Below are 11,836 nucleotides of genomic sequence, written 5' to 3' on the forward strand. Positions count from 1 at the left end.
CATGTCCCGACGCCGCGACGCTGAGGTCGCCATCCTATGCAGCGACCTGTCGATCGCACGGGCCGGCCGTGCGGGCACCGAGCGCGTCGTGGACGGCCTCTCGTTCACCCTCCCGCACGGCGGAACGCTCGCCGTGATGGGGCCGACCGGATCGGGCAAGTCCAGTCTCGCCGCCGTGTTGGCCGGCTCCGATGACGACGGCGTGGCGGTCGTGGGCGGCGATGCCGTCGTCGAGGGAATCGCCGTACGCCATCCGGGCCGGGGCCACCGGGTGCACACGTACGTGACCGGCTACCTGCCGCAGCGCGCGGGCGCGAACCTTCCCGCGCGACTGACGGTCTCCGAGGTCATCGGCGAGCCGATCACGAGCCGGGACCGCCGGGTCAATCAGCGGGCGCTGTCGGTGCGGGTCGCCTCGCTGCTGGACGAGCTGATGCTGCCGCTGGGGGCGGCGGCGAAGTATCCCTACGAGCTGAGCGCGGGGATGCGGCAGCGGGTCGCGATGGCGCGCGCGCTCGTGCTGCAGCCGCGGCTGTTCATCGGCGATGAGCCGTTCTCGAACATGGACATCGAGGTGCGTCACGCGGCGCGCGACGCGCTGATCCGGCGCCGGCGCGAGTACGGGATGTCGGCGCTCGTGGTGACGAACGAGTCCGAGGTCGTGAGGGAGCTCGACGCCGACGTGCTGGTGATGAAGGCCGGTCACGCGATCGCGTACGGCCATGGGACGCGCGACCTGCTGTGGACCCCGAGCAGCGACGCCGACCACCGCCTGGTGGCGTCCTGACGTCACGAGCACACCTCAGCGTTTGCTAATATGGTGTGGTTGCCCGCGCGAGCGGGACAGCATTCCTCCATAGCTCAATTGGCAGAGCAATCGGCTGTTAACCGATAGGTTCTTGGTTCGAGTCCAAGTGGGGGAGCGAAAGCCTCGGGGCTCCACCCCCGGGGCTTTCTTCGTTGCCGGAAGCGCGCTCGGTCAGGCTTCGATGTCGTCGACGCCCGGCGTCCAGGAGTGGCCGGGCCGCCCCCAGCCTCGCTTGCGCGCGATCTTCTGCGCCGTCTTCCAGTCGCTGTCGCCCAGGCGGTCGACGTAGAGGATGCCGTCGAGGTGGTCGAACTCGTGCTGCATGATGCGCGCGCGCCAGCCGTCGACCTGAATGCGCACGGGCGCGCCCTCGAGATCGGTGCCGGTGACGAGTACCTCGTCGGAGCGCCGGAGCGGGAATCGCTCGCCGGGGAACGACAGGCAGCCTTCCGACTCCTCGTCGGGGTCGGGGTCGCCGGGATCGAGCGGGCGCATCCAGAGCTCAGGATTGAGGATCACGCCGCGCCACGGCGCGCCGTCGTCGTCGGCATAGGAGTACGTGTAGATGCGCAGCGGCACGCCGACCTGCGGTCCCGCCAGGCCCACGCCGGGCGCGGCATCCATCGTCTCGAACATGTCCGCGACCAGCGCGCGGATCTCGTCGGTCACTTCCTCGACCCGTCCGGCGGGGGCGTGGAGGACGGGGTCACCCATGATGCGAATCGGCAGAACGGCCACGCCTTGAGCCTATCGAGCGGGGGCTGCGGCTAGTGTCGTCATGTGGTGTTGACGGTGGACGAGCTGCAGGATGTGGGCGACCAACTGGTCGGCGCATTCCAGAACCCGGGCATCCTCGTGGGCATCCCGCTCGCTCTGCTCGGTGCCGTCTTCATGTCGTTCGGCGCGCAATACCAGCACCGCGGCGTCATCAAGGTCGAGAAGCTCACCGGCGCGACGGGAACAGGTGGACTCAACCCCCAGCACTTCCTGAAGCTGCTGTCGCGCCCGTCCTGGGTCATCGGCACCCTGATGCTCGCCCTCGCGATCGTCTGCCAGCTCTCGGCTCTCGCGGTCGCCCCGCTCATCGTCGTGCAGCCGCTGGGAGCGATCGCCCTCGTGATCACGACGCTCCTCAACGCCCAGATCAGCGGCCATCGTCCGACCAAGCGGTCGCTCGGGGCGATCGGCGCGTGCGTCGGCGGCATCTTCGTGTTCGTCACGATCGCCGCGCTTTTCGCGACCGAGAAGCCCGTGTCGGATCAGCAGCTGATCGTGATCCTGGTGCTCTTCGCGGTGGTCACCATCGTGCTCGGGGCCTTCTGGCTGTGGCGGCGCCAGCGCCTGAGCGCGCTGTTCTACATCTCCGCGGCCGGCATCATGTACGGCTTCGTCGCCACGCTCGCCAAGGTGATCATCGAGCGCATCAAGGACGGCAACTTCGAGTGGCTGACCTTCACGTGCCTGGTCGCCTTGATCCTCGGCGCTGCCATCGGCGCCTACTTCGTGCAGACCGCGTACGCGTCGGGTCCGCCCGACCTCGTCATCGCCGGGCTCACGGTCATCGATCCGATCGTGGCGATCCTCATCGGCCTGTTCATCCTCGGCGAGGCCAGCGGTGCGCCGCTGTGGGTGTACCTCGCATTCGCGGCCGTCGGCGCCGTGGCGGTGTGGGGCGTCTGGCAGCTCGCGCGCTATCACCCGCAGGTGCTGAGCGACAGCCAGGAGCTGCCGATCGTGCGCGGCAGCGAACCGGGGGCCGATGCGACACAGCCGATGACCGGCTCGATCCGCGTCACCGAGGCGGTCGCCAAGGTGTGGCCGGATCCTCCCGTCAAAGACAAGGGCGATCCGGGGCGCTGATCACGCAGGCTCCGGATCGTCGGCGACCTCGATCACGAGCCGGCCGTCCTCGACGCGGCCCTTGTCACCGGGAGCGGGAGCCGGCGCAGGCATCTCCACCTGCGCTTCCCAATCGGCGTGGGCATCCTCGGCCGATGGGCGCCACACCGAGTCGAAGCCGGAGCCGACGCCGGCCAGGGAACCTCCGGCCGTGCCGTCGAGCTGCTTCTGGAGGTGGTGCCGCTTGAATCGGGGTGCGAGCGCGATGACCACGGCCGTCGCCACGGCGAGGCCGGCGAGTACCGTCCAGCCGAGCGCGTCCACGAGGTGATCCTTCCACGACCATGAGAAGGTGCCGCTCGTCGGCGACCCCTCGACGTAGGGCGGGTGGGACTTGAACCCACGATCGTCGGGTTATGAGCCCGCTGCCTTGACCAGCTTGGCCACCGCCCCCTTCACACCGAGCCTAGCGTTCGGCGACATTCACTTCATCGCGGCCCCGATGTAGGAGTACTTGACGAAGACTTCGGCTGCGATTCCGGCCTGTTCGAGAACGCCCTGGACGGCGGTGAGCATGTAGCTCGAGTCCCACCCCATGTAGAGCCAGTTGTCGTCGTCGAGGCGGTCCCACTGCCCGTTCCACGACTGGTCCTTGTACACGGGCCCGCCGCGTCGATCACTGTAGGCCACGACGTCGGCGCGCGAGTCGGCCCACAGTCGCTTGAAGACACGGTTGAACAGGTACTTCACGTCGGGCACCTCCCAGTGCTCGCCGCGGTACTCGACGTAGTCCCACTCGCGCTGCCACCCGGGCGGCCAGCCCCGGCGCTTGACAGCGTCGAGGATCGGGGTCAGGCCGTCGTCGTCGATGAGAGTCGTGATCGGCCGTGCCCACACCTCGGCGACGCGCTGGGCGAGAGTCGCCGACCGCTGCGAGATCGCCGCCGTGCCCCACGCCTCGACCTGAGCGAGCTCGCGCGTGGAATCGACCGCGCTCCGCCCGTAGAGCCGTCGCTTGTCGGGGAACGAGGCGTCGAGGGCGCGCATCGCGAACTCCTCCTCGAGCAGCGCCAGGTTGCCGATCGTCTCGGCCAGGGCCCGGTGGCTGTTCTGCTCGTCCTCGGTGTACTCGCTCCACTCCCGTCGACCGTCACCCGTCCACACGTCGGACGGCGCGGCGGGGAAGATATGCTCCACGTCGAGTCCCGCGGCGGAGTCCAGGCCGGCGAGCCGGCTCAGGACGTACGCGGGGTGGGGGAGCGGCGAGTACTTCAAGGCCGCGCGGATCCGCTCGTCCGACGGCGAGATGCGCGCGATCGCCGCGTCGAGGGCATCCGCCCCCTCCTCGCGCGCGCGGCACAGTCGCGCGACGAGCCGCTCGTTGCCGACTCCGACGATCGCACGCCGTAGCTGCAGCGCCTGCAGGTGCTCGAGCGTGCGGATCAGCTCATCGGCCCTCACGCGCCCGTGGGCATGGTCGCGGTAGACCCGCATGACCAACGGGTACATGCCGCTGCCGAAGGTGTTGAGCCAGGCGAGCTGACGGGAGATCGAGGCATCCGTCTCCTCGGCAGGGGAGAGCAGGATGCGGTAGATGTCGGAGAACTCTCGCCACTCGGCCGCGTATCGGCGCAGGTCGCCGATCTCGAGACGGGGGAACACCTGCCGGAAGGTGTCGTACACGCCGCGGCCGCCGGTGACGACCACTTCGCGACCGGTCTTCATGACGAGGTACTGCCGCCAGAACGCCGCGATCGCATCGCCGGTGTTGCGCTCGATCGGCACCCAGAAGTCCGCCTCGATCTCCTGCTGCTCGGCGTGCGAAAGCCCCATCAGCACGTAGTTGTGGATCAGCTCGTGATCGCGCAGCGGTTCGCCCGTGGAGTTGAGGCTCTCGAAGATCTGCTGCGCGTTGGCGCCCGTCCCGAGCGTGATGGCCACATGCTCGAGCTTCTGCAGACCACGCCAGATGCGCGGTGCCTCGTCGGAGCTGATCTGGCTGCGGAAGAAGGCGTAGTTGTCGTCGAACCGCGAGTCCCGGGCTCCGTCGCCGGCGCGCCGGTCGAGGACCACGGTCTCGAAGACGCCCGCCCACGCACGATGCGGACGCAGCTTCGTGCGGTCGTCGGAGTCGGCGCGCACGAGGACGCGCCCGAGCTCGGCGGCGAGGGCGGGGTCGGTGTCCCGAACGGTGTGCTGCAGCGCCGCGACCAGCAGCATGAGCGTCGTGATGCGCTGCTGGCCGTCGATGAGCACGAGCTCCGGGTCGGCACCCGGTGAGGCCAGCGATGACAGGATCGAGCCGATGAAGTGCATGTGCCGGTCGTCCAGGTCGGCGACCGCGCGGATGTCGCTCAGCAGCTGCTCGCACGCGCCGATGTCCCAGCGGTACTGCCGCTGGTAGACGGGGACGACGATCGTCCAATCGCCCGACGAGAGCCACCCGACCGTGTTGACCGCTGTCGCGTCGACGTTCGTGGCACTGACCATCGCCTGGATCCGCTCCTTCGAAGCTCGACGGCGCGGGGGTCGAGGGCCGCCGGACACGCCGTCGTCGAGTCTAATCGAGCGTCTCGAGCAAGCCCGGAGCGCACCGGAGCGGCGGGGTTATTCACGGTTCCGCCACCGGGCCCGCTGAGGCCTCCGAGGTAGGCTTGCCTTAGTTGGACCTGTAAAAACGTGCTGGTCCGCTGACCGAAAGGCAATCCGTCATGGGTTACATCAAGTCCGCTGCGCTCGAGGAGACCGGCTACGTCGTCCTCGATCGCTACAACCAGGAGCTCGATCCCAAGGAGTGGCTCGACATCGAGTACAACGACTGGAAGTCCTCGGGCGACACCCGGTTCGCGCCGCTCGCGAGCGCGTTCGGCGAGATCGAGTGCAACGGCTTCTGGAACCACAAGCCGCCGCGCACCGACAAGGACGGCGTGTGGATCGACTCGCAGGTCGCCAAGGCCCCCAACCTCACGCGCCGCGCCCAGGAGCCGGGCGCCAACGTCGGCCGCTGCCGCGTGATCGAGCTTCAGCCGACCCCGTACGGCGAGTGCCTGTACAACCTGCACCAGGACGACAACAACCGCCTCAACCCCGACGGCACCGGCTGGGTTGTGCGCGGGTTCTTCAACCTGACCGACGACAAGGACAGCTTCTTCGTCCTCCGCGAGAACCGCACCGACCCCGAGGGCGAGGTGCGCATCGCGCTGCCCGCCGGCGCTCAGCTCATCATCGACACGCAGCGTCTCTGGCACGCGGCGACGCACGTCGGCACCGAGCCCCGCTACTGCCTCATCACGTCGTGGACCTCGGGCCCCGAGCTCGACGCCTACATCGAGAAGTACAACGGCGTGAACCACACCGAGAGCGTCCACGTGCCGCAGGACGTCCTCGAGGCGGGCTACGCCGAGCAGGCCCGCAAGGACGCCGCGCGCGCCGCCTACTACGCCGCGAAGGGCCAGCAGGCGGTCAACGTCATGAGCGAGGCCTGACCTCACGCTCCCTCGAAGGCCCCGGCTTCACGGCCGGGGCCTTCGTCGTGAACGGATGCCTCGACACGCGGCGAATCACACGCTTGTGATTCCCGGTGGGTGTGCGCGATAATGGCCCCACAACCGAAGAATCGCCGGAATGTCCGTGTCAGGTCGTTGGGGAAGACGCACCTGATGAAACGGAGAGATCATGGCGACACCGCAGGCGCGTGGAGTGATCTACATTCACTCTGCGCCACGAGCACTCTGCCCGCACCTCGAGTGGGCGGTCGGTCGCGCCCTCGGGCGCGCCGTGAACTTCGACTGGGCCGATCAGCCCGTCCTGCACGGTGCGCGGCGCACGGAGTTCTACTGGGAGGGGCCCGCCGGTACCGGCGCCGCGCTCGCGACCGCGATCCGCGGGTGGGAGCACCTCCGCTTCGAGGTGACGGAAGACCCGACGCCGCGCAGCGACGGCGGCCGGTGGCTGCACACCCCCGGTCTCGGCATCCACTACGCCCAGACCGACACCGCTGGAAACGTCGTCATCGGCGAGGACCGCATCCGCTACGCGATGGAGGTCTCCGGCGGCAACGCGATCGAGCTTCATCGCGAGCTGCAGGTCGCGCTCGGCGCGGCGTGGGACGAGGAGCTCGAGGCCTTCCGCCACGCGAGTGACGACGCGCCGGTCGTCTGGCTCCACAAGGTCGGCTGACCGGCACCACAGACTCGGGCGGGATGAGGCGTCACTACCGAAGCTCGGCGGAACACCCCGGGCAGCGGGAACGCGAATCCCCGCCTGACACGACAGACGCCCCCGGAGGCTTCCCGGGGGCGTCTTCGCGTGGTCGGTGTCGTGCTCAGACCGAGCGGATCGCGACGACCGCGTTGTGGCCGCCGAAGCCGAACGAGTTCGTGATCGCGAGCTGCGGCCCGTCGCCGAGCGGAATGGGGTCGCCCGAGACCCGCAGCGGGATGTCGGGGTCCTGCTCGGAGATGTTGATGGTCGGCGGTGCGACACGGTCCCGCAGTGCGAGGATCGTGAAGATCGCCTCGAGCGCCCCGGTTCCACCGAGGAGGTGGCCGTGCGACGCCTTCGTGGCCGAGACAGGGATCTCGTGCACGCGGTCGCCGAAGACGCTCAGCAGCGCCTTGTACTCGGCGATGTCACCTGTGGGAGTCGACGTCGCGTGAGCGTTGATGTGCGTCACCTCGTCGGGCGTGGCACCCGCCTGCTCGAGCGCGAGGCGCACCGCGCGGGAGGCGCCGAGGCCCTCGGGCTCGGGGGCGGTGATGTGATACGAGTCGGCGGTCACGCCGCCGCCCACGATCTCGGCGTAGATCTTCGCGCCGCGAGCCTTGGCGTGCTCCTCGGTCTCCAGCACGAGGCACGCGGCGCCCTCTCCCATCACGAAGCCGTCGCGGTCGACGCTGTACGGCCGCGAGGCCGTCTCGGGGGAGTCGTTGCGCTTGGACAGCGCCTGCATCGCCGCGAAAGCCGCGAGCGTGAGCCCGTGGATCACCGCCTCCGAACCGCCGGCGATGATCACATCCGCGTCGCCGCGGCGCAGCGTCTCGAAGGCGTTCACGAGCGACTCGGTGCTCGAGGCGCAGGCCGATGCCACGGTACGGGCGTAGGCGCGGGCGCCGAGGTGCATCGACACCGCCGCAGCGGGAGCGTTGGGCATGAGCATCGGGACGCTCATCGGCATGACCCGGCGCGGGCCCTTCTCCTTGAGCGTGTCCCACGCGGCCAGAGTGGTCTGCAGACCGCCGATGCCGGTTGCGAAGTCGACGCCGAAGCGCTCGGGGGCGACCTCTGGCTCGCCGGCATCCGCCCACGCCTCGAGAGCCGCGACCAGCGCGAACTGCGCAGAGGGGTCGAGCCGGTTGGCGACGGGCCGTTCGAGGACCGTGTTCGGCCGCACCTTCGCCTCGGCGGCGAAGGTCACGGGGATCTGGTACTCCTGCACCCAGTCGTACTCGAGGGTGTGGGCGCCGGACGCGCCCCCCAGGAGGGCCGACCAGCTCTCGGGTGCCGTGCCGCCCAGGGGGGTGGACGCACCGATGCCGGTGACGACGATGCGGGGTGTGCTCATAGAGATCGAGTCCTCGTGTTGACCGGTGGGGGCTGAGGCAGCCCCCACCGGGGTGGTCCTACGCCTGGTTCGACGTGATGTAGATGACGGCGTCGCCGACGGTCTTGAGGTTCTTGACCTCGTCGTCGGGGATGGTGACGCCGAACTTCTCCTCGGCGTTCACGACGATCGTCATCATCGAGATCGAGTCGATGTCGAGGTCGTCGGTGAACGACTTCTCGAGGGCGACCTCGTCGGCGGAGATGCCGGTCTCGTCGGTGATGAGCTCGGCGAGCCCTGCCAGGACCTCGTCGCTGCTGAATGCCATGGTTTCTCCTGCTTCCTCGGGGGTTCCGGACCGGGCGGTCCGGGGACAAGTCTATGGTCGGGGTGGGGGTGGCTCAGGGGAGCACGACGACCTGTGCGCCGTAGACGAGACCGGCTCCGAAGCCGATCTGCAGGGCGAGCCCGCCGCTGAGCTCGGGGTTCTCCTCGAGCAGCCGATGGGCTGCGAGGGGGATGGACGCCGCGGACGTATTGCCGGTGGTCTCGATGTCGCGGCCGATCACGACGGTGTCGGGAAGGCCGAGCTGCTTCGCGAATTCGTCGATGATCCGCATGTTCGCCTGGTGGGGAACGAAAGCGGAGAGATCGGATGCCTCGACGCCCGCAGCCTCCAGAGCCTGACGCGCGACCTTCACCATCTCCCACACGGCCCAGCGGAAGACCGTCGGGCCTTCCTGGCGCAGAGTGGGCCACGGGGCGAGGCCGTCGCGGAACTCCGTGAGGGTGTGGTTCATTCCGACCGCGTCGGCCTTGGATCCGTCGGAGCCCCACACGGTCGGACCGATGCCCGGGGTGTCGCTCGGGCCGATGACGACCGCTCCCGCGCCGTCGCCGAGGAGGAAGGAGATGCTGCGGTCCGTCGGGTCGACGACGTCGCTGAGCTTCTCCGTGCCGATGACGAGCGCATAGTTCGCGGCCCCGGCACGGATGAGCGCGTCCGCCTGGGCGACGCCATACGCGAAGCCGGCGCAGGCGGCGTTGAGGTCGTACGCGGCGGCCGGGTTGGAGCCGACGCGGTCAGCGACGATGGCCGAGACGGACGGCGTCTGCTTGGGGTTGCTGATGGTCGCCACGATGACCGCGTCGATCTTCGAGGCATCCACTCCGGACTTCTCGATCGCTTCGCGGGCCGCATCGGAGGCGAGGTCGATCGCGTCGGTCTCGGGGACGGCGCGCGTGCGCGTGATGATGCCCGTGCGCTGGCGGATCCACTCGTCGCTCGAGTCGATGGGGCCGACGAGGTCGTCGTTGGGGACCGCGATCTCACCGCGAGCCGCGCCGTACGCGTAGATGCGCGTGTGGGCGGCGCCGGTGGGCTGAATCAGAGTGGGAGTCATGCGGGGTTCTCTCCGGTCATGCGTCGGCAGCGCCGCTGAGGAGCGCGGCGGCCGCCTGGAGGTCGTCGGGGGACTTGACCGCGACGGCGGGGACGCCGCGCAGAGCCCGCTTGGCGAGCCCCGTGAGCGTACCCGCGGGCGACAGTTCCACCATGCCCGACACACCCGCTGCAGAGAAAGACGCCATGCACAGGTCCCACCGCACCGGCGAGGCCACCTGGTCCACGAGGAGTCCGACGAAGTCGCTTCCCGAGGCGACCGCGGCGCCGTCGCGGTTGCTCCACACGGTGACCCGGGGGTCGGATGCGTCGACCTCTGCTGCCGCGGCTCGCAGGGCCTCGACGGCGGGCGCCATGTAGCGCGTGTGGAACGCGCCCGCGACCTGCAGCGGGATCACTCGCGTGCCCGCCGGGGGTTCGGCGGTGAGCTGGGCGAGGGCATCGAGCGCGCCGGCCGCGACCAGCTGACCGCCGCCGTTGTAGTTCGCGGGCGTGAGGCCGAGCTCTTCGAGGCGGGAGACGACGGATGCCTCGTCCCCGCCGATCACCGCGCTCATACCCGTGCGCTCGGCGGCGGCCGCTTCGGCCATGGCTCGCCCGCGAATGCCGACGAGGGTCAAGGCGTCCTGCTCGGAGAGGATCCCCGCGGCGGCCGCGGCCGCGAACTCGCCCACGGAGTGGCCGGCAACGCCCTCGACCCCGGCTCGGTCCGGGAGAGCGTTCCACGACAGCAGGCTCGCCGCGACGATGAGCGGCTGCGCGACCTGCGTGTCGCGGATCTGGTCGGCGTCCCACTCGGTGCCTGCGGCGACCAGGTCGACACCGGACCACTCCGAGTACTGTGCGAGACGCTCGGCGGCGCCGTCGACGGCGAGCCAGGAGGACAGGAAACCGGGGGACTGGGAGCCCTGGCCGGGGAAGACGGCGATTCTCACTCGTCCATCCTGCCAAGGATCACGCAGGGCCTTCTGGCGATGGCCTCACAAGAATGATCGAAGGCTTTGTGTGAGCCTCACAGATCAGTGTGCGGGGCGGCGCGCCTGCGGGCTGCGGCGGCGCGTGGCATCCGTGCCGATCGACCCCAGAATGAGGGCCGTCTGCAGGATGAGAGCCTCGCGAGGCCCGGTCGCGTCCCAGCCGATGACCTCTGACACGCGCTTGAGCCGGTAGCGGACCGTGTTGGGGTGGACGAACAGCTCGCGCGCCGTGGCCTCGAGCGAGCGCCCGTTGTCGAGATAGCTCCACAGGGTCGCGACGAGATCGGCGCTGTGGGCCTGCAATGGGCGGAAGATGCGGTCCACGAGGGTCAGCTTCGCCAGCGGATCACCGGCGAGTGCGCGCTCGGGGAGCAGATCGTCGGCCTCGACGGGCCGTGGCGCGTGGCGCCACGCCCGCGCGACGGCGAATCCCGCGAGCGAGGCGCGAGCGCTCTGACCCGCGTCGACGAGGGCGGGAACCGTCGGCCCGAGCACCAGGAACCCGGGACCGAACCCCGGCTCGAGGCGCTTGGCGATCTCGGTGAACGGTAGGTCGACGGGAACGTCGTCGGGTCGCGTCGGCGGCTCTGCGCGGCCGAGCACGAGGACCAGTCGCGATCCCTGCACGCCGATCAGCACATCGACGCCGAGCTTGCGCGCGGTACGGCGAAGCTGATCGATGTCGAACTGCGGCGGCGTGGTGCCGACGAGCACCGCCACCTCACCGTGCCCGTGCCAGCCGAGGGCGGCGATCCGGCTCGGCAGCTCCTCATCGGCCTCGCCCGTGAGGATCGAGTCGACGACGAGCGCTTCCAGCCGGGCGTCCCATAGTCCGCGGGCCTCGGCGGCGCGTGCGTAGACATCGGCGGCCGCGAACGCGACATCGCGCGAGTACAGCAGGATCGCCTCGCGCAGGTGCTCGCCCTTACCCGCCACGCGCTCCTCGGTCACCTCGACGGTCACCCGGATCAGCTGCAGCGTCTGCTGCAGGCTCACCGACCGCAGCAGCTCACGCGGTGCGACGGCGAAGATGTCGGCCGCGATCCACGGCGTCGAGGTCGGATCCTCGTACCACGAGATGAACGAGGTGATGCCCGCCTGCGCCACGAGGCCCACAGCCGACCGGCGAGCCGGCGGCATGTCGGCGTACCAGGGGAGCGTGTCCTCGAGTCGCTTGATGGTCGCGGTCGCGAGGTCGCCCGAGATTCGCCTGAGCCAGGCGAGCGTCTCGGTCTTGTCCATCGAGGCGGGGGCGGGCATCGCTCCGG

At 69.6% G+C, this 11,836-nt stretch carries 12 protein-coding genes and 2 tRNA genes; 5 read left to right on the top strand and 9 right to left on the bottom strand.

The annotated features are described in order from the left end of the window. Position 1 precedes the first annotated feature (1 nt). Complete coding sequence (locus HF323_RS10115; RefSeq protein WP_169582458.1) at positions 2 to 787, top strand: ATP-binding cassette domain-containing protein; 786 nt, start codon at positions 2 to 4, stop codon at positions 785 to 787. Positions 788 to 850: 63 nt separating this feature from the next. Next, positions 851 to 923, top strand: a tRNA-Asn gene (locus HF323_RS10120). A gap of 56 nt (positions 924 to 979) precedes the next feature. On the opposite strand, the gene def is transcribed toward HF323_RS10120, so the two are convergent. Further along, positions 980 to 1,546, bottom strand: a complete 567-nt coding sequence (gene def / locus HF323_RS10125) for a peptide deformylase (protein WP_169582459.1) — start codon at positions 1,544 to 1,546, stop codon at positions 980 to 982. Positions 1,547 to 1,588: 42 nt separating this feature from the next. Here def and HF323_RS10130 point away from each other — a divergent pair, with 42 nt between their 5' ends. Continuing rightward, a complete protein-coding gene (locus HF323_RS10130; RefSeq protein WP_169582460.1) occupies positions 1,589 to 2,668 on the top strand; it encodes a DMT family transporter in 1,080 nt (359 codons plus the stop codon). On the opposite strand, the gene HF323_RS10135 is transcribed toward HF323_RS10130, so the two are convergent. From HF323_RS10135 to HF323_RS10145, 3 genes are all read right to left on the bottom strand, one after another. Further along, positions 2,669 to 2,971 carry a hypothetical protein gene (locus HF323_RS10135; protein WP_169582461.1) on the bottom strand — a complete coding sequence of 101 codons (303 nt, stop codon included), beginning with the start codon at positions 2,969 to 2,971 and terminating at the stop codon, positions 2,669 to 2,671. A 55-nt stretch (positions 2,972 to 3,026) separates the two neighbouring features. After that, a tRNA-Ile gene (locus tag HF323_RS10140) sits at positions 3,027 to 3,100 on the bottom strand. Between the two features lie 30 nt (positions 3,101 to 3,130). Beyond that, positions 3,131 to 5,137, bottom strand: a complete 2,007-nt coding sequence (locus HF323_RS10145; protein WP_169582462.1) for a DUF262 domain-containing protein — start codon at positions 5,135 to 5,137, stop codon at positions 3,131 to 3,133. A 221-nt stretch (positions 5,138 to 5,358) separates the two neighbouring features. Between HF323_RS10145 and HF323_RS10150 the strand changes: the two genes are divergently transcribed. Beyond that, positions 5,359 to 6,132: a hypothetical protein gene (locus HF323_RS10150; protein WP_169582463.1), complete on the top strand. Its 774-nt coding sequence runs from the start codon at positions 5,359 to 5,361 to the stop codon at positions 6,130 to 6,132. Between the two features lie 190 nt (positions 6,133 to 6,322). Then, positions 6,323 to 6,826, top strand: coding sequence for a DUF3145 domain-containing protein (locus HF323_RS10155; protein ID WP_169582464.1), 504 nt, complete (start codon positions 6,323 to 6,325; stop codon positions 6,824 to 6,826). Between the two features lie 145 nt (positions 6,827 to 6,971). Here HF323_RS10155 and HF323_RS10160 read toward each other — a convergent pair whose 3' ends face one another. From HF323_RS10160 to HF323_RS10180, 5 genes are all read right to left on the bottom strand, one after another. Next, positions 6,972 to 8,210 (bottom strand): beta-ketoacyl-[acyl-carrier-protein] synthase family protein, encoded by a 1,239-nt coding sequence (locus tag HF323_RS10160; RefSeq protein ID WP_169582465.1) that lies wholly within the window; start codon positions 8,208 to 8,210, stop codon positions 6,972 to 6,974. A 58-nt stretch (positions 8,211 to 8,268) separates the two neighbouring features. After that, on the bottom strand, positions 8,269 to 8,517 hold the full coding sequence (locus HF323_RS10165) for an acyl carrier protein (protein ID WP_169582466.1): 249 nt from the start codon (positions 8,515 to 8,517) through the stop codon (positions 8,269 to 8,271). A gap of 73 nt (positions 8,518 to 8,590) precedes the next feature. Next, positions 8,591 to 9,592 carry a beta-ketoacyl-ACP synthase III gene (locus tag HF323_RS10170; RefSeq protein WP_169582467.1) on the bottom strand — a complete coding sequence of 334 codons (1,002 nt, stop codon included), beginning with the start codon at positions 9,590 to 9,592 and terminating at the stop codon, positions 8,591 to 8,593. A gap of 16 nt (positions 9,593 to 9,608) precedes the next feature. Next, complete coding sequence (locus HF323_RS10175) at positions 9,609 to 10,526, bottom strand: ACP S-malonyltransferase (protein ID WP_169582468.1); 918 nt, start codon at positions 10,524 to 10,526, stop codon at positions 9,609 to 9,611. A gap of 84 nt (positions 10,527 to 10,610) precedes the next feature. Continuing rightward, positions 10,611 to 11,828, bottom strand: coding sequence for a helix-turn-helix domain-containing protein (locus HF323_RS10180; protein ID WP_169582469.1), 1,218 nt, complete (start codon positions 11,826 to 11,828; stop codon positions 10,611 to 10,613). Between the last annotated feature and the right edge of the window lie 8 nt (positions 11,829 to 11,836).

It is taken from the genome of Microbacterium sp. MF43, from assembly GCF_012847295.1.
In the GTDB taxonomy this organism is placed as follows: Bacteria; Actinomycetota; Actinomycetes; order Actinomycetales; family Microbacteriaceae; genus Microbacterium.

Coding starts and splice junctions, on each gene's coding strand:
- HF323_RS10150 (WP_169582463.1), top strand. CDS start 5,359: ATGGGTTACATCAAGTCCGCTGCGCTCGAGGAGACCGGCTACGTCGTC.
- HF323_RS10145 (WP_169582462.1), bottom strand. CDS start 5,137: ATGGTCAGTGCCACGAACGTCGACGCGACAGCGGTCAACACGGTCGGG.
- HF323_RS10180 (WP_169582469.1), bottom strand. CDS start 11,828: ATGCCCGCCCCCGCCTCGATGGACAAGACCGAGACGCTCGCCTGGCTC.
- HF323_RS10155 (WP_169582464.1), top strand. CDS start 6,323: ATGGCGACACCGCAGGCGCGTGGAGTGATCTACATTCACTCTGCGCCA.
- HF323_RS10170 (WP_169582467.1), bottom strand. CDS start 9,592: ATGACTCCCACTCTGATTCAGCCCACCGGCGCCGCCCACACGCGCATC.
- HF323_RS10160 (WP_169582465.1), bottom strand. CDS start 8,210: ATGAGCACACCCCGCATCGTCGTCACCGGCATCGGTGCGTCCACCCCC.
- HF323_RS10115 (WP_169582458.1), top strand. CDS start 2: ATGTCCCGACGCCGCGACGCTGAGGTCGCCATCCTATGCAGCGACCTG.
- HF323_RS10165 (WP_169582466.1), bottom strand. CDS start 8,517: ATGGCATTCAGCAGCGACGAGGTCCTGGCAGGGCTCGCCGAGCTCATC.